Raw genomic sequence first — 16,569 nt, forward strand, 5'->3', positions numbered from 1 at the left:
ACCAGATGTCGCGGTTGCTGGCATGTAGCACATTCATCGCCCTAGCGATCCCAGCAACCGCCGAGACGCTGGCGATGCACTGCGTGTTGCCGTTGCGGCCGGAGTTGGCGGCCTCGCCTGCGCTCCTGAACGAGTATGGCGACGACATCAGAGCCGAGTTCAACACCTACTTCAATGAGGCACAAACCTATCTGAATTGCCTCGCCGCAGCATCAGCGTCTGCGCAGGCCGAAGTCCGTCTTGTGCTTGACGCTTACCAGGAGATGTTCCAATGAAACGACGCGCAAAATATGTCAGTAATTATGATACAATTAACATAAGTCTTATTATACGCCAACGGGTTAGCGGTGGCGCTCTGTCATGAGGCGGCTTGTGTCAACTGCCGTGATCATCGCGATCGGGCTTACACCGCTTGCTGCCAAACCTGCCGCCGCACAGGGCTACCAGATCGATTGTGCGATCCTCCTGTGCCTCGCAGGCGGTTGGCCTCCTTCGGTCCCATGTGCCCGCGCGCGCGCGGAGTTTATCCGCCGGATCACGCCCTGGCCGGTCGAACCACCGCTGCAGATTTGGCGTTGTCCAATGCGTGCTGAGTTCGAAGCGCCGAACCCGGTTGAGCGCCTCTACAGGTTGGCGGGGTTCAATCCGGGTCCAGCAGTCTCCCTGCCCCGAGAGCGAGAAACGCTCCGGCTCGCCCAAGCTGTCGGGCGTGCCGCCGATATCGATGTGACGAACCCCGCTTTTGATTTCATCCGCTCCATAGATGTCTTCCAGGTTACGGCACGTCAGGACGAGGGCCGTGAGAATTGCAACAGACATGCTTCTGTGCGGCGTGGCACGTACGATCAAGGCGGCCAATTTCGGTGGCAAAACAGCTCGGTAAGCGCGCTTCCTCCGGCATTCCGAGGAGCCGAGCGATACGGTCAGAACTGCCCCGATATCTGGGTCCGTGCTGTGTTCGTCGATTGGGAGGATTTCGAGGGCACCTATGGCTTCGAACAGGTCAACTACTGATCTCAAACAATCACAGGGTAACGATAGAAAAGAAGAAACCCCCGCAAGGCGGCAACCAAGCGAGGGGCTCAAAGAACATCGGAATTGGCGTTCCGACAGGTCAAATCAAACTGTGATCTCGTTCTAGCAGTCCCGACAGTCAAGGCAACGAAAAAACGTGTCTCTCGCTGGGACACGGATGCCCTGTTGCAGCCTTGTCCCAATTCACAAGGACAAGACAATGAACGTGATCCAAACCCATCCCACCCTGCCGGAAGGCTGGACCAAAGGGGCTGTCATGGCGCTAATCTCAGAGGTTGCCCCGCATATAGGCCTGCGCCCGGCGCGCCTCGCAGTTCTGAACTACATCATCGGGCGCACCCGCGCATCCGACTGGACCTCTCCCCATCGTGAACCGGTGTTTTTTGGCGCGCAGGATCTCGCAGCGGTCGAACTTGGCAAGACGTCGCGCCAGTTGCGAACGGATGAGGCCGCGCTGTGCAAGCTTGGGCTGATCGTGAAACGTGTCGCGGCGAATGGTGCCCGCTATGGGCGTGCTGGCTTAGGCTTGATACTGACTCCGCTGATCGCGCGACTGGAAGAATTCATAGCCCTTCGCGATCGGCTCCGTGCGGAACGGAGGCATTTGCGCGCTTTGAAGGATCTTCGGTCCCTTCGTTTGCGTCACATGAGGCGGTGCATCGCCGCCCTGCCCTCCTTGGCTATCAAAGATCCTGAGATCGCCAGGATTCTGGCCAGTTTTGCGGAATGGCCACGCAGCGATGCGTTAGGCCGTCTTGGTCTGGAGCGGCTTACCGCCCATTTGAAGGCCAGTTCCGATCTGTGCAACAGCCTTGAAGATTGGCTTGAAAACCATGGGCTTTCTTCCGACCAGCCAGTGGAAAACTTCCGGCCCTTTACACAAAACACCAGAGAAGAAACTCAAACTGTAGAGACGCCGCCCGCTGTGGATAACTCTGAAAGACACGCGGAAATCGCACAGAGTGAACCGCCATCATCAATTCCCTGCCCCGCGCCACCCGCTCTGACGCCAGAGAATCTATATCGCATTGCCGGCGATGGCTTACGCATGATGCTTGACGCGAGCCGAGATCAGAACCGACCTCTCAAAGAGCGCGACATCATCGAGGCTGCCTGGGCGTTGCTGCCGATGCTCGATATCCATGCTTCAGTTTGGCACGAGGGCCAGAGCACCTTGGGCGACCACGGGTTGGCTTTCTGCCTACTATTGGTTGATGCGCAGCGAGATCACCCGAGCTACCCTGTTCGCAATCCTGGCGGTTTGATGCGCGAACTGATCCGTCGAGCCAAGGCAGGAAGGCTGGACTTCGATGCAAGCGTTGCGGCTCTGCAAAAACGGCGCAATGGGGTGAGGTAGAGTTTCCAACCCGCAACTGAACTTGCCCAAAAACGCGCTGAAAATCTCGTAATGAAGTTTATGTAAAATACGACTGTAATTTATATTAAGTGCTCGAATAATCGCCATCGACCACGCGACAAGATGTAGAAGCCGAGCAATCAATCTGTGTCAGAAGAAACTCCTTGAAGCTCTAGTTGGTAGAGGTTCTATGGTACATCAAACGCCGTTTCTCGTGTCACGGCATTCGCCAGACAAAGCTGGAAGAGTATAGTATGCTGACTAGACGACATTTCGTGATGACCACCGCCGCCCTCTTTTCTGCTCCGGTTGCCAGCCCGGTGCTGGCAAATACCTGGCCGACCGAATCGCAGAAGGTTGCCTGGGACGCACAGGTGACGCCGCCCGGCTTTGACCCGGCAACCTCGAACCCCTGGGGCTTACATCCGCGGTTTCTCCCGACCCGGGTGGCCGCGAAAGACCGGCTGACACCGGGCGACATTCATGTCGATGCGGTTGCGCGCTACCTTTATCAGATCGAGGAGGGCGGGACTGCCATGCGCTATGGCGTCGCCATTGCTCGTGGTGATCTGTACGAACCAGGTACATACACGATCAAGCGTAAAGTCAGATGGCCGCATTGGCAGCCGACGCAGAACATGATCGACCGCGACCCAGAACTCTACGCTGATATCGCCGACGGTATGGAGCCCGGACCTAAGAATGCGCTTGGGTCGCGAGCTCTCTATCTCTTTCTCGGCGACCGGGACACTTATCTCCGCATTCACGGTACGCCACAGCCGAGAAGCATTGGCGGTCGTGCAAGTTCCGGCTGCGTCAGAATGGTCATGGCGCACATAAACGAGCTTTATCCCAACGTCGATATTGGTTCGACGGCTTTCCTCTACTCGGCCGAGGACAGTGTCACTGCGGGAAGCTGAGGCCGTGTACCAAAGCACCATCGGTCAGGGAAAGTGACGGGAGTTTATCCTAGCCGGGGAGCACTTCGGATTACTGAACCCCGCTAGGCCGCCGGCGCGGTACAAATCGGATTTCCGCGAGGGGTTCGGAGCGGCACCAGGGTAACTTCCACGGGACCGTTGTGCAGATACCAGTAGCAGCCGTCTTCCGGCAAAAGGCGCGCGGACTGAAGATCCTGACCCGTTGCGGCCATAGCGACGACTGCATCCGGCAGTGGTCTGTTTTGTGCAGTGTCGGGCCCGCCAGGAATAGAAGCGGAACACGCTCCCAACAAAAACGCTGCTGGGAGAAGTAAGCCAAGATGAATTCGCATATTTAAAATTTCCGCCCTTAGAACAACTTAACCTGAGTACCAACCTCGGCTAATCCAAACAACTCTTCGATATGTTCGTTGTAGAGGCCGATGCAGCCGTTCGACGATTGTCGACCGATCTTGCGCGTGTCACCTGTGCCGTGAACGCGGTAGTACTGCCATGACAGATAAAGGGCGTGTGTTCCAAGGGGATTGTCGGGGCCAGGGCCAACGAAATCCGGCCATTCGGGATTGCGCTCCTTCATCGACGGCGTAGGTCGCCAGCTCGGGCCATCCACCTTGCGAACGATTTCGGTGTAACCGCGCCGCGTCAACTCCTCCGTAAGAGGGACGCTGGAGGGGTAAAGCTTGTAGACGTTTTCGTCTTCCGACCAGAACTGCACCGCGCGGGAGTCAATGTCGCAGAGAATCGCGCCATTCCGCAGGTTGTCAAAATGATCTTGCCAGGACGCAACCCTAAACCCGGAAATATTGCTTCGCACCGCCGGTGTCGCCAGACCCTCGTTTGTCTGTGCCACTCCCCTGCCGGTTCCGAGAACCAAGCCGCTTGCGGCGGCCCCCAGGAGCGCAGCCCTGCGCGTGACTGACATGTCGTTCGCTCGTTTCATCATGAAAACCTCAAATTTTATCTGTTTGGACTATTCTCGGACCTCCACCCACTAGAGCTTCAACAGGCTGCCACTCACAAAGCCGTGAGATCAGCTGTCCTTATGCTGTCAGAGAAACCTGCGGGTTGTGCGGAGGTAGCCTCGGTAAGCTTCCCCGTAGCGATCAATCAACCAGCGCTCTTCAGCGAAGGGCGCGAGTGCCAATGCAGTAGCGCCGGTGATAATCACTGGCCACGCGAGGATCGAGGCGGAGAGCAGTCCGATCCCGATGAGGATCGCCATGTCAGCCACATACTGAGGATTGCGGGAGAACCGGTAAAGGCCACGGGTCCGCAGAACGCCTTCATCACCACTCGTCGCCGCCATCCCAAGTTGCATCACACCGGACCAGACAACGGCATTGCCCAGAACGATCAGACAAAGCCCTAGACCCCAACGTATGATCCATGGGAAGTCGAGCTCACCCCATTCTAGCAGGGCCAAAACGATGGCAGATCCGAAGCCGACGCACGTAAGTCCCCAGACGACAATCTTGTGGGCTCCTGTAGAGTGAATCGGCGGCCAGACTCGTCGCTCCGGTTGGAACATGGACCAGAGTATACCCGCGACCAGCAACAGATTGGCCGCACAACCCAGCACGAGAACCACGGTTTTGAGGTCACCCATGACCATACCTGTGTGCGTCCCGATGTTTGGTCGCTGAGCGTTCAAACTCCAGCGTTGAGTGGTCGATCCCGAATTCCTCGTCGAGGCGGGTCTTGATTGCCGTCTTGATGTTTTCGAGGTCATCCCAGCGGTCCTCGGCGATTACGACGTGGGTATCGAGCGCCGCACGATGCTCCTGCATCTGCCAGAAATGTGCGTGATGAACTTCCTCGACTCCGTCCACGTCCTCCACGGCCGCGATAACCTTGTCCGTGTCGATATCGGGCGGGCTTCCCAACATCAGGGTGCGGATCGGGCCACCGATCTCGCTGAAGGCGAGCCAGAGGATATAGGCGGCAATCCCGATGGTGATCGCCGGATCAACTCAGCGGACATCGTAGAGAAGGATGAGAACGCCACCGACGATCACGGCCACAGACGCCAGCGCATCGCTGAGGTTGTGGAGGAACAGCGCCCGGATGTTCACGCTGCCTTTCTGCATCGAATAGGTCAGCCACGCGGTGAGGGTATCGATGAACAGCGCCACACTGCCCAGGATGACCACGGTCCAACCCGCGACTTCGGGCGGATCAACAAACCGCATCGCGCCCTCATAGACCAGATAAAGGCCGATGATGATCAGCGAGGTATAATTGATAAGCGCGGCGACGATCTCGACCCTGCCATATCCGAAGGTCATTTTCGCATCGGCCGGGCGGCGCGCGATCTTGCGCGCGCCGAATGCGATGACGAGCGACGCCATGTCGGAGAAGTTGTGGATGGCATCCGCGATCAGCGCGAGGCTGCCGGATAGTATCCCGCCGACAATCTGCGCGACCGTCAGGAGGCCGTTTGCCCAGATGGCAATGGCAACCCGCCGGTCGCCTTCTTTAGGCTCCATATGGGCATGATCATGCGGCACGAGAAGCCTCCTCATGGCCGTGGTTTGGCCGGCTGAGCCCTGGAACGCTTGGCAAACGACCAGCGCGGATCGCCCTGACGCGGGCATTCATCCAATGGCGAATGAGGTGCCGATAGATCCAGTCGCGCAGGGGGCCAAACGCCTGACGATGGTGCTCATAAAACATGTCAGGATTATCGAATGTTCCAAAATCGCGGGCGATGCCGGTCTTCTGGATATATGTACTCTCCCCCGTCCATCCGACTGGCGGTGCGCTCAAGCAGTCGGTCCCGGCACCGTAGCCGCATAGGGACCGTGTCTCGGGAAACGACCGCTGCAGGGCCAACAGGAAGGGTGTGTCGAGGATGAAGCCCTCAAGATCGACCCATCCTGCCTCGGTCTCGACCTCGATCCATGAGTGGAGGATTTCTGCGGGTGCGATCGGATAGATCAGTTCAGGCACGACGCCCCGTTGCAACGCTTTGTGGATTGTGAAGCCGTGCAAGCGGCATCTTACGCCGACAGCGCGTAGAAGCGCCATCAGCAGCGTTCCCTTCGTGTTGCATTGTCCATACCTGTCGTCGAGTACTTCAGAGGCAGGAATGTCGTCGGCGCGGTTATAGCCAAAGTCGATCTCGTTTCGCACGAAGTCGTAGATTGCACCAATTCGATCATGCAACGGCAAGGTTCCCCACCCCCGGTCGGCGATCAGAGCGGCAAGTGAAGGATGCCTGAAATCCAAGAGTGGCGTCGACGAAAGCAGCGGGTCAACAGGGGTCATGAGCGTTTCCTAGAATCAACTATACAGAGATGATAGTTTCTACAGTCACTGTAGCTTCAACCTTTATCTTGTCGCGACGCGAGAGACTATTCTGGTTGGTGATTGTGAACTGCCTTGTGATGCTCGTCATGCGCGTCCCGCAGGATGCCTATGCCGCCCCACGCCGCGATGCCAGCCACCGCGACCCCGACAACGAGGTCGGGCCAGTTGCTGCCCAACCACCAAACGAGACCGCCCGCGATCAGGATGCCGCCGTTCGATGCGAAATCGTTGAGGCTGAAGGTGTTGGCGGCCCGGATGTTCACGTCCGGTTCCTTCAGTCGCCCGAGCAGCCAGATGCAGGCGAGGTTGACGACCGCAGCGATCAGCGACATTGCGATCATCAGAGTTCCGAGCGGTTCGGAACCGCCGACATAGCGCCGCCAAGCGTCAATCAGAATGCCAACCGCAAAGATCAGAAGCAATCCGCCGGATACGTTCGCGGCACCCCGCTTCCACTTCGACGACCGGGACAAGGCCAGTAGGCTGATGCCATAGACGAGGCTGTCGGATGTGTTGTCGAGACCATTGGCGATCAGGGCGCTGGAATCGCCGATAGCTCCCGTGGCGAAGAACCCCGCAACGATTGCGAGATTGAGACCGAGAACAATCCAGAGCGTCTGGCGCTCTTTTTCATTCTTCCCGCTGAATTCGCTTTCGACCATCGAACTGGCAAACCTTCCGATTTCTAAGAAAGGGGGCAGAAACGCCCTCTTCGGATGCCGCTATCAAAAAGATATATAGAACCTCTAGCGACTGTAGATCCAAGAGAATTTATCTACGTCTCTCTCGGCACCGAAAGAATAATCGCGGCACCGATCAAACAGATAGACGTCCCTATGAAGTCCCATCTGTCAGGTCGCTGGCCCTCGACGAACCACATCCAGAGCATGGAGGCCCCGATGTAGATGCCGCCGTAGGCTGCGAAAGCGCAGCCCGCTGCGCTGGTTTCGACCTGCGCCAGCAACCAGCCGAAAAGCGCGAGCGCGAATATGCCGGGTGCGAGCCAGAGCGGTGATGCCCCAAGACGCCACCACGCCCAGATAGCGAAACACCCGCTGATCTCTGCGACAGCAGCTAGCGGATAGGCAATTGCGACGTTCAAGCCCCAATCTCGTCGTGCTCGGTCAGACATTCCGCATGGTCTCGAAGGACCTCCAGAACCTTGCACTCCGCAACGCTGTCACCGTCGCATTCGGCGACCATGCGTTTCAATTCCTTCTTAAGCGCTTGCAGACGCTTGATCCGCTGTTCGACTTGGTGGAGTTGCCGACGCGCGATCGAATCCGCCTCCGCGCAGGATTGGGACGGGTTGTCCGAGAGGTCCAGCAGCTCCCGGATGGAGTCGAGCGAAAATCCGAGCTGGCGTGAGTGCCGGATGAAAGCCAGCCGGTCGAGGTCCTTTTCAAAGTAACGGCGCTGGCCGCCTGCGGTCCTTCCGGCCTCGTTCATCAAACCGATTTCTTCGTAGTAGCGGATCGTCTGAACCTTGGTTCCGGTTCTCCGCGAGAGTGTTCCAATTGCCAGCATGTGCGATCCTTCAATCTACAAAGACTGTAGCTTACTGAAGAGACAACTCCATTGAAAAGACAAAGGTTTCACTTTGGCGTGACTTCGGACAACAAAAAGTAACTTTTCGCTTGAACCTCTATCTGCTGTAGCTTGTATCCCGCGCACAGACAAACTGAACAGGTGGGTAGCGCAAGCAATGAAGAAGGTCCGGATAGTTCTCTGGTCGGCAGTGGTTGTCGCTGCGGCGGTGTCAGCCACGCTTTGGATGACTGAACGCAATCAGGGACCGGTCGCCGCGCGTGTTGATCCTGAGGCCGAGAGTTTCACTGCGGATTTTGAGCTGACGGACCATACCGGTATGGTGCAGACCGACGAGGATTTCCGAGGGCGCTGGATGCTCGTCTTTTTCGGATTTGCGAACTGCCCCGACGTGTGTCCCATGGGGCTCGCAACCATCGCGCAGGTCATGGACGAGCTCGGCACCCAAAATTCCGCCGTCCAGCCCCTGTTCATCACGGTTGACCCGGAAAGGGATACGCCAAGTGCTCTGGCCAACTACGTTCCCCAGTTTGGTCAGGGGATCCTTGGGTTGAGCGGACCGCCGGACCAAATCGAACGCACTGCCGAGACCTTCAAGATCTACTACCAGAAGATCGAGGAAGCCTCGGCGCCCGACGGCTATACGATGGGGCATACGTCGTCCTTCCTTCTCTTCGATCCGGAAAGCGAATTTGTCCGCATCTACGAATACGACGAGGAACCCGGACTGATCGTTACTGATCTTCGCGAAAGGATCGGCGCGTGACAGCTAGCCCAGACGCAACGCCAAGCGCCGCGAGCCCGGTGGCTTTCCTCTTCGCGGCATGGTTCGTCGCCTTGTCCGCGTCGCTTGCCGTGCTCTTCATCGGAGAGGTTCTGGGGCAGACCCCCTGCAATCTGTGCTGGTTCCAGCGTGCCTTCATGTTTCCGCTCGCGATCATCCTCGGGGTGGCGGCGTGGCGCGCCGACCTCTCGATCTGGCGCTATGCCGCGCCGCTCGCGGTTCTGGGTGGTGCCGTCGCCCTTTACCATTCCCTGCTTTACGCAGGGATCGTGCCGGCGCCGATCGTCCCCTGCACGGCGTCCGGGCCATCCTGCACCGATGACGCGATGCTGATCCTTGGCCTGCCAATCCCTCTGCTCTCCCTGCTGACGTTCGGGGCAATCCTTGTCCTTCTCATTCAACTTCGACGGATATCAATATGAACCGAAAGACACTTCTGCTCGCGACACTCACTCTGGTACTGGCCGTTTTCGTGGCTGGTGTCTGGTTCGTATCGCGCCCCGATCCGACCCCGGTGGCGACAGCCGCTCCGCTGGAACAACAGGATCGTCTTGTTCGGTCCTATTCTCCCATACTCGGGCGTGAGGATGCGCCAGTGACCATCGTGGAGTTCTTCGACCCGGCCTGCGAGGCCTGCCGCGCCTTCCATCCCATCGTGAAGCAGATACTGACGCAATACCCCGACGATGTGCGCGTCGTCATGCGCTACACTCCGTTCCACGGCGAGGGGTCCGAGCTGGCAATCAAGGTGCTGGAAGCGGCCCGGTTGCAGGACGTTTTTGTTCCCGTGCTGGAAGCGCTGCTTGAAAATCAGCCCGCCTGGGCCTCTCACGGCGCTCCGGCAGCGGAGCGCATCATGGAGATCGCCGGAGCGGCGGGCTTGGACACAGAAGCCGCCGCAAATCAGATCATGTCACCCAGCATCGTCGGCGTCCTCAATCAGGACCGGGCCGACGTCGAAGCTGTCGGAATTCAGGGCACACCGACGTTCTTCGTCAACGGTAAGCCTTTGCCAGAGTTCAGTGCGGAGCAGCTCTTGTCGCTCGTCCAAGCCGAAGTCGAGGCTGCGGCAACAAACTAGAACGAACAGGAGACCCAACGTGTTCAAAACCTTCGCAAAGGCAATCCAGAGCCTGTCTGTCGCCCTTCTGATGGGCTTGCCAATGGCATCCTCAGCGCAGCAGTTGTCAGAGAACGCATCGATTGTGGTCGAGAGCCCCTGGGCGCGCGCGAGCCTTGGAATGTCGCGGCCCGGCGGGGCCTATCTGACCGTTCGGAACGAGGGCAGCGATCCGATCTCCCTTATCGGTCTTCGCGCGGAGATCTCCGGCATGGCTTCGATCCACGAAACCAGAACCAATTCTGACGGCGTCAGCAGCATGGCTCCGGCGGACGATATCGTGATCCCGCCCGGGGGTATGTTCGCCCTTGAACCCGGCGGATATCACGCCATGCTCATGCAACTGCAATCTCCGCTCGTCGAGGGGGAGACCTTTCCGCTGACCCTGCTCTTTTCCGATGGAACAGAGCTTGAAATCACCGTCCCGGTCCTTGGCATCGGCGCACGCGGCCCCGAAGGCTGATCCGGCTGATGATGAGGGTGGCCAAAATCGCAGCGATCGGGGCGGCGGCGGTCTTTGCCGCCCTGTTTGTCGGCTGGTGGCAGGTGGATGGGCCTGGCGCTGACGCCGCGCCGGGCAAGCGGTCTCTACCGCTGACTGCTATGGAATTCAGCCTGACGGATCAGGATGGTCGGGATGTCGGCCCGGAAACCCTCATCGGCGAGCCGAGTCTGGTCTTCTTCGGATTCACCTATTGCCCCGACGTTTGCCCGACGACCCTCTCGGACATTTCCGGATGGCTCGACGAGATTGGGCCGGACGCCGAAGACCTGAATACCGTTTTCATCACCGTAGATCCGGACCGCGACACGGTCGAGACCATGGCCGAGTATGTCTCGTATTTCCATCCGCAGATTCAGGGATGGACGGGCCCGCCCAACCAGATCGCCGCCATCGCCGACTGTTTCCGTGTCACCTATGAGAAGGTTGAGGGGGAAAACGGCGAATATACGATGAACCACACGGCGGGTGTTTTCTTGTTCGATGCAACAGGTCGCTTCGTCACCACCATCGACTATCACGAACCACGCGAATTCGCCGTGCCGAAGATAAGGCGCGCGATGCAGAACAGAACCGAGAGGGCAGAATCTTGAAACTGAGACATATCGTTCTGGGAACGACAATGGCCGCGGCAGCGGTCAGCACGATAGCGAGCCGGGCTTTGATCCTGGAGGCGCCGCCCGAGTACATCTTTTCCGAGGCTCCGGAAGCCTTGGACAGTCCACCCGAACCTCTCGATGGACCAGGCGTCAACGCATCTGGCGAGACGATGCCGAATATGCTTCCGGCCGCTTTTCAGCCGCCTGAGTTTCCCGCACTGGAACGGGCCGAGCCAGATAATCTGATGGCGCTTGTTCAGGCCCTCGCCACGCCGCCTTGGGAGGCGACGGTCGAGGCGGGTGACACATTGGACGTGCTTCTCTCTCTCGCGGACATGGATGCGCAAACACGGACCGAAGTCGCACTGGCACTGACGGTTGAATACGACCTGCGCCGCCTTCGACCGGGCCATCGTCCGAGCGTCGACTTTCGCCCGGACGGCACGCCATCCGTTGTGACGTTGGCTGTCGTTGACGGTGTGCGGATCGAAGTCACCCTGGACGACACCATTGCGAGTCGGACGGTAACGCCGAGCGCGTTGACAGTCGAGCGTGCGAGCCAGCTGCTGGTAAACGGGTCGATCTACGCTTCGCTGGATCGAGCAGGCGTCCCGGCCCGTTTTGCCGTCGATCTCGCACAAATCCTCGGGGAAACGGTCGACTTTCGCAGGGATCTTCAAGGCGGAGAGACCCTGAATATTCTTTGGGGTCAGACCGTCCTTCGCGATGGTTCAGAGGTCGGTCAACCGTCAATCTCCTATGCGGCCCTCGATCTGGCCGACGACCGCTTCGAAATCCTCTGGTCAGCCGAAGACAGCGGGCGGGCAACGGTCTATTTGAATGATGAAATCCTGCGGACGGTCGCGCCGCCGGTGGAAGGCGCACGACTGTCGTCGGTCTTCGGGCAGCGCAAGCATCCGATCTACGGCAATCTGCGGATGCACACAGGTGTCGATTATGCCGCCGCTGCGGGGACACCGATTGCAGCGACCGCACCCGGACGGGTCTCCTTCATCGGATGGCGGAGCGGGTATGGCCGGGTGGTCGAGATCGCGCACGGGTCAGACACAATGACCCGCTATGCGCACCTCAGCGCTGTGCCGGAGGGTCTGGCCGTCGGAAACCGCGTGGTCGCGGGCGAAACGATTGGCCAGGTCGGTGAGACAGGCACGGCGACAGCTCCGAACCTTCACTACGAAGTGCGCGTGGACGGCCGACCTATCGATCCGCTCGGGGAGGAATTGCTCGCCTCTGTCGAAAATTTCGACACTGCGGACGCCACTGAAATCCTTGAAGCGACGCGCACACGGTTCGTGACCGTTCTTCGCGAAGACACATGACTAATTTGACAGGAATTACGATGAAAAACAGGTTTCAAACCTTGGCGGCTGCGACCCTCATGATTGTTGCCGCGACGGCCGTGACCGCCCAGACCGCTATCCACGTCGGAAAGACGCGCGGCTGCGGTTGTTGCCTTGCCTGGATGGAAAAGCTGTCCGAGGCCGATTTTGCCCCTGAAGGTGAGAATATGGGCGGGGCGTTGATCCGTCTGAAGATGGATCGCGGTATTCCCGTCGATATGTTCTCCTGTCACACGGCGACCGTCGAAGGCTACACCATCGAGGGTCACGTTCCGCCAGCCGATATTACTCGACTGCTTGAAGAACGTCCCGATGCCATAGGCCTGGCCGTGCCCGGCATGCCCATCGGCTCGCCCGGCATGGATTTCGGCGACGCTGCCGAAGCCTACGATGTCTTTCTGGTGAAATCCGACGGCTCCACTGAGATCTTTTCGTCCTATCCGGCGAGTTAAAGTGGAGCAAATCACAACACTCTCACCAGTCGCACTGGGCTTTCTAGGCAGCCTGGCCGCCGGTCTCATGACCGCCGTCGGGGCGACGCCCGTGCTTCTCGGCAAGACCCCTTCACGCAAATGGCGCGATATTTCGCTCGGCTTTGCCGCCGGGGTCATGCTTGCCGCGTCTTTCTTTTCTCTCATTATACCGGCACTCGACGCAGCGGAGGGCCGATACGGGGATGGCGCGATACCGGCGCTGATCGTCTGTGCTGCGATCCTGATGGGCATGGGCGCGGTCGCCATGATGAACGAAATGATCCCGCATGAGCATTTCAGCAGCGGGCGCGAAGGCCCGGAGGCGGTCTCGCTGCGCCGTGTCTGGCTCTTCATCATCGCCATCACGATCCACAATGCGCCGGAGGGTTTGGCCGTCGGCGTTGCGTTCGGAGCTGATGGTTTTACAGGCGGATTTCCCGTCGCTCTCGGGATCGGATTGCAGAATGCGCCTGAAGGGCTGGCTGTTGCAGTCGCCCTACTGGGCGAGCGATACTCGGCGGGCCGCGCCTTTGGCATTGCGGCACTGACCGGTCTGGTCGAACCCGTCACAGGTTTTCTCGGTGCCGCGGTGATCGTCGTGGCGCAGCCTCTCCTGCCCTGGGGTCTGGCTTTTGCGGCGGGTGCGATGCTTTACGTCATCAGTCACGAGATCATCCCGGAAACCCATCGCAGCGGCCACCAGAAGCAGGCGACGACCGGGCTCGCGATCGGGCTCGTCGTCATGCTGTTCCTCGATGTCTGGTTGGGGTGATCCATGGCAACTCGTTCCATCGGCATTTGTACAGCTGTCGCGGCGCTCGCCGCCGATCAGGCATCGAAGGCGTTCGTGCTTGCGAACGCAGAAGCGCTCGCCACCGGCGTCGCTGTATTCCCCGGCTTTAACCTGATCTTCCACCGCAACTACGGCGTGACCTTTGGGTTCTTTCAAAATGTGCCGTGGTGGGTCCTTGCATTGGTCGCCACCGCCGTCGTTCTGTTCCTCGTCGTTTCACTGATCCGGGCAACGCAGGCAGCCGAGGCGGTTGCCTACGGCATGGTGATCGGCGGCGCTCTTGGGAATATCGTGGACCGTCTTCGCTTTGGAGGGGTGACCGATTTTCTGGATTTCTATCTCGGAACGGCGCATTGGCCAGCGTTCAACCTTGCGGATGTCTTCGTGGTCTGCGGCGTCGGGATTTTGCTGATCTTCTCGGGGCGCGAAAAGGTCGCTGCGTCCGAAACCTCAAGATAGATCTCGGTGATTTCAATCGGCATCACTGTTCTCCGCATTTCCGGAATGTCAGGTATCATCCTCACATTCTGTGCATTCGGCCTCGGCGCTTTGGCGGTTCTCGCTCTGCCACCATTCTCGATGCCGGTGCTTTTGCCCGTCGCGTTTGGCGCGCTGTATCTCCTCACGGTCGGAGAGAGCCGCATGCGGGCCGGACTTGCCGGATGGGCGTTCGGCGTTGGCTACTTCCTGTTCGGATTGTCCTGGATCGCGGAGAGCTTTTTCGTCGACCCGGAGCGGCTCGCCTGGATGGCCGTTCCTGCGGTGGCTGGACTGGCCGCCGGCCTTGCGCTGTTCCCAGCGGCGGCAATGGCAGCGTTCGCATGGAGCAGGACGAAAGGTGTCTCCGGCGCATTGATCTTCGCGGTCTGCTGGTCGGTTTCGGAATGGCTGCGCGGCACCATGCTGACAGGCTTCCCCTGGAACCTTATTGCCTACACGTGGGCCGACTACGATATTCCACGCCAAATGGCCGCATGGGTTGGCAGCTACGGACTTGGCCTCCTCACAGTTCTGCTGTCGGTCCTGCCCGTAACGCTCCTCATGCGGAATCGTCGGCAAAATGCGTTCGCCGCATTTGTTTTCATGTCGGTGGTGGGGGGTGCCGGAACCCTCGGTACGGTTCGCCTTATGGCCACCACACCGCCAACAGACACAACCGTCAGGACCGTTCAGGGAAACATTCTTCAGACGGAGAAATGGGACCCCGCGTTCCGCGACCGGAACATATCCCGCTATCTGGACCTGTCCGCGCAGTCTGGCAGCTTCGACGTCCTTCTCTGGCCTGAAAGTGCATTTCCCGGTTATCTTGATGAGAATCCTGAAATGTTGGATCAAATTGCCGAACGTCTGCCTGAGGGCCGTGTTCTTCTGACCGGTGCGCAGACGCGCGAGTCGGCCGGCACTGGCACACGCTATAGAAATTCGATCCTCGCGGTCGATCAGACCGGACGGATCGTCACGAGATACGCCAAGCATCATCTCGTGCCGTTCGGGGAATACGTTCCCCTGCGGGGTTTTCTTCCGCTCCAGCGACTGACAATTGGGCTTGGGGACTTCACTCCCGGTCCCGGCCCTCAGACCGTTGAGCTACCCGGTTTATCTCCGGTCGGCCTTTCGATCTGCTACGAGGCGATTTTTCCGGGACGTGTCGTAGACGCCGCTTCGCGTCCGGACTGGATATTCAACGCCACCAATGACGCTTGGTTCGGTGCGTCTCTCGGTCCCCGGCAACATCTGGCCTCTGCCAGGATGCGCGCGGTCGAAGAGGGGCTGCCGATGGTTCGCGCGGCCAACACGGGCATTTCAGCAGTTATCGATGGGTACGGCCGCATCGTCGCCCGCCTTGGGCTGGATGAGACCGGCTTCTTGGACGCCCGCTTGCCAGCTGCGCTCCCGGCCACGTCATTCGCGAAATACGGGCAGATGATGTTCCTGCTCGTTTTGGCAGCGTGCATCGCGGGTGCCATTGGGTTGACTATTGGAAAGGAAAAGGCACCGTGATCGTGATCTTCGGAGCATTGGCCGGCGCCGCATGGGGCGGATATCTCGCCAAGAAGCGTGGCGGCAACAGGCTGGACATCGCCCAGTACGCGGCAAGTTCCGCGATCGCATTCGGACTCCTGGCGTTGTTCGCCTCGATCGTTCTTGCACGGGTTCTATGAACCGCCGTCCAAGGCCGGATAGGCGCTAGGCGAATATGTCGATTGGCGTCCCGTCCCGCACCATCGCGTAGATATCCTCAATTTCGCGGTCCGACACCGCGATGCAACCCGCCGTCCAGTCTGGCTTGATCGCGTCGATCCCGGGTCGTGGCCCGCCATGGATGAAAATGTCGCCGCCTGGCTCACGTCCCTGTGCAGCGGCGAAGGCGATATCGGCCTCGTTCGGATAAGAGATTCCGATGGAGAGATGGAACAGACTGTCGGGATTGCGTCGGTCGACGGTATAAGCCCCTTCGGGCGTTTTCCCGTCACCCTCGAACCGCTTGGGCCCCTCGGGCGCGAAACCGAGGTCTATCCTGTAGGCTTTCAGGACCGAGGTATTGTCGAACAGGAACAGGTTCCGGTCACCTTTGAACATCTGCAACCGGGTGACCTCGGGCCCCTCGTAGGTTCGGAATTTGCTGGCGCACCCTGCAAGGCCAAGTGCAAGTCCGCCCAAGAGTGCCGTTCGTCGTGTCGTTTTCATCATGTCGTCCGCTCGATCTTTTTACCTGTCCACTCATATCGGTATCGGTATGCCTGATC

At 59.2% G+C, this 16,569-nt stretch carries 22 protein-coding genes and 1 pseudogene; 15 read left to right on the forward strand and 8 right to left on the reverse strand.

All coding sequences use genetic code 11. The annotated features are described in order from the left end of the window. From MF268_RS21725 to MF268_RS21740, 4 genes are all read left to right on the forward strand, one after another. The coding region (locus MF268_RS21725; protein WP_337926830.1) for a hypothetical protein at positions 1-275 on the forward strand (275 nt) is incomplete at its 5' end. Positions 276-372: 97 nt separating this feature from the next. Next, complete coding sequence (locus tag MF268_RS21730; RefSeq protein WP_328586507.1) at positions 373-1,014, forward strand: hypothetical protein; 642 nt, start codon at positions 373-375, stop codon at positions 1,012-1,014. Positions 1,015-1,234: 220 nt separating this feature from the next. After that, positions 1,235-2,392: a replication initiation protein RepC gene (gene repC / locus MF268_RS21735; RefSeq protein ID WP_067296140.1), complete on the forward strand. Its 1,158-nt coding sequence runs from the start codon at positions 1,235-1,237 to the stop codon at positions 2,390-2,392. A 254-nt stretch (positions 2,393-2,646) separates the two neighbouring features. Then, positions 2,647-3,312 (forward strand): L,D-transpeptidase, encoded by a 666-nt coding sequence (locus MF268_RS21740; RefSeq protein ID WP_067293124.1) that lies wholly within the window; start codon positions 2,647-2,649, stop codon positions 3,310-3,312. A gap of 370 nt (positions 3,313-3,682) precedes the next feature. Here the strand turns inward: MF268_RS21740 and MF268_RS21750 are convergent, their stop codons facing one another. The 7 genes and pseudogenes from MF268_RS21750 to MF268_RS21780 all read right to left on the reverse strand — a co-directional run bounded on the left by MF268_RS21750 (position 3,683) and on the right by MF268_RS21780 (position 8,169). Further along, the gene (locus MF268_RS21750; protein WP_067293148.1) at positions 3,683-4,273 is read right to left on the reverse strand and encodes a L,D-transpeptidase; all 591 of its coding nucleotides are present in this window, start codon (positions 4,271-4,273) and stop codon (positions 3,683-3,685) included. Between the two features lie 108 nt (positions 4,274-4,381). Then, complete coding sequence (locus MF268_RS21755) at positions 4,382-4,939, reverse strand: methyltransferase family protein (RefSeq protein ID WP_238372958.1); 558 nt, start codon at positions 4,937-4,939, stop codon at positions 4,382-4,384. After that, positions 4,932-5,840 (reverse strand): annotated as a pseudogene (locus MF268_RS21760) (cation diffusion facilitator family transporter). The gene MF268_RS21755 and the pseudogene MF268_RS21760 overlap by 8 nt, the downstream one beginning before the upstream one ends. Further along, positions 5,830-6,600: a transglutaminase-like domain-containing protein gene (locus MF268_RS21765; RefSeq protein WP_067293121.1), complete on the reverse strand. Its 771-nt coding sequence runs from the start codon at positions 6,598-6,600 to the stop codon at positions 5,830-5,832. The pseudogene MF268_RS21760 and the gene MF268_RS21765 overlap by 11 nt, the downstream one beginning before the upstream one ends. Positions 6,601-6,686: 86 nt before the next feature. Continuing rightward, positions 6,687-7,304, reverse strand: coding sequence for a cation efflux transmembrane domain-containing protein (locus MF268_RS21770; RefSeq protein ID WP_238372959.1), 618 nt, complete (start codon positions 7,302-7,304; stop codon positions 6,687-6,689). Positions 7,305-7,417: 113 nt separating this feature from the next. Then, positions 7,418-7,774 carry a YnfA family protein gene (locus MF268_RS21775; protein WP_201120810.1) on the reverse strand — a complete coding sequence of 119 codons (357 nt, stop codon included), beginning with the start codon at positions 7,772-7,774 and terminating at the stop codon, positions 7,418-7,420. Beyond that, the gene (locus tag MF268_RS21780) at positions 7,741-8,169 is read right to left on the reverse strand and encodes a MerR family transcriptional regulator (protein WP_024099356.1); all 429 of its coding nucleotides are present in this window, start codon (positions 8,167-8,169) and stop codon (positions 7,741-7,743) included. Before MF268_RS21780 ends, MF268_RS21775 begins: the two co-directional genes overlap by 34 nt. A 178-nt stretch (positions 8,170-8,347) precedes the next feature. Between MF268_RS21780 and MF268_RS21785 the strand changes: the two genes are divergently transcribed. From MF268_RS21785 to MF268_RS21835, 11 genes are all read left to right on the forward strand, one after another. Next, positions 8,348-8,956: an SCO family protein gene (locus tag MF268_RS21785; RefSeq protein ID WP_067293115.1), complete on the forward strand. Its 609-nt coding sequence runs from the start codon at positions 8,348-8,350 to the stop codon at positions 8,954-8,956. Then, on the forward strand, positions 8,953-9,396 hold the full coding sequence (locus tag MF268_RS21790) for a disulfide bond formation protein B (RefSeq protein WP_007120864.1): 444 nt from the start codon (positions 8,953-8,955) through the stop codon (positions 9,394-9,396). Before MF268_RS21785 ends, MF268_RS21790 begins: the two co-directional genes overlap by 4 nt. Then, positions 9,393-10,055, forward strand: coding sequence for a DsbA family protein (locus tag MF268_RS21795; protein ID WP_067293112.1), 663 nt, complete (start codon positions 9,393-9,395; stop codon positions 10,053-10,055). The genes MF268_RS21790 and MF268_RS21795 overlap by 4 nt, the downstream gene beginning before the upstream one ends. A 70-nt stretch (positions 10,056-10,125) precedes the next feature. Then, on the forward strand, positions 10,126-10,557 hold the full coding sequence (locus tag MF268_RS21800) for a copper chaperone PCu(A)C (RefSeq protein ID WP_067293146.1): 432 nt from the start codon (positions 10,126-10,128) through the stop codon (positions 10,555-10,557). Positions 10,558-10,565: 8 nt separating this feature from the next. After that, a complete protein-coding gene (locus tag MF268_RS21805; RefSeq protein ID WP_111550079.1) occupies positions 10,566-11,189 on the forward strand; it encodes an SCO family protein in 624 nt (207 codons plus the stop codon). After that, a complete protein-coding gene (locus MF268_RS21810) occupies positions 11,186-12,535 on the forward strand; it encodes a M23 family metallopeptidase (RefSeq protein ID WP_238372960.1) in 1,350 nt (449 codons plus the stop codon). Before MF268_RS21805 ends, MF268_RS21810 begins: the two co-directional genes overlap by 4 nt. 20 nt (positions 12,536-12,555) lie before the next feature. Next, a complete protein-coding gene (locus MF268_RS21815; RefSeq protein WP_067293107.1) occupies positions 12,556-13,008 on the forward strand; it encodes a DUF411 domain-containing protein in 453 nt (150 codons plus the stop codon). 10 nt (positions 13,009-13,018) lie between these two features. Further along, positions 13,019-13,801 (forward strand): ZIP family metal transporter, encoded by a 783-nt coding sequence (locus tag MF268_RS21820; protein WP_090270173.1) that lies wholly within the window; start codon positions 13,019-13,021, stop codon positions 13,799-13,801. Between the two features lie 3 nt (positions 13,802-13,804). Continuing rightward, a complete protein-coding gene (lspA, locus tag MF268_RS21825) occupies positions 13,805-14,281 on the forward strand; it encodes a signal peptidase II (RefSeq protein ID WP_067293102.1) in 477 nt (158 codons plus the stop codon). A gap of 45 nt (positions 14,282-14,326) precedes the next feature. Further along, a complete protein-coding gene (gene lnt / locus MF268_RS21830) occupies positions 14,327-15,823 on the forward strand; it encodes an apolipoprotein N-acyltransferase (protein ID WP_238372961.1) in 1,497 nt (498 codons plus the stop codon). Beyond that, positions 15,820-15,984: a hypothetical protein gene (locus MF268_RS21835; protein WP_170134538.1), complete on the forward strand. Its 165-nt coding sequence runs from the start codon at positions 15,820-15,822 to the stop codon at positions 15,982-15,984. The genes lnt and MF268_RS21835 overlap by 4 nt, the downstream gene beginning before the upstream one ends. 25 nt (positions 15,985-16,009) lie before the next feature. On the opposite strand, the gene MF268_RS21840 is transcribed toward MF268_RS21835, so the two are convergent. Continuing rightward, a complete protein-coding gene (locus MF268_RS21840) occupies positions 16,010-16,510 on the reverse strand; it encodes a L,D-transpeptidase family protein (RefSeq protein ID WP_067293139.1) in 501 nt (166 codons plus the stop codon). Between the last annotated feature and the right edge of the window lie 59 nt (positions 16,511-16,569).

This window comes from Heliomarina baculiformis, assembly GCF_019966545.1.
Classification (GTDB): Bacteria; Pseudomonadota; Alphaproteobacteria; order Rhodobacterales; family Rhodobacteraceae; genus Heliomarina; species Heliomarina baculiformis.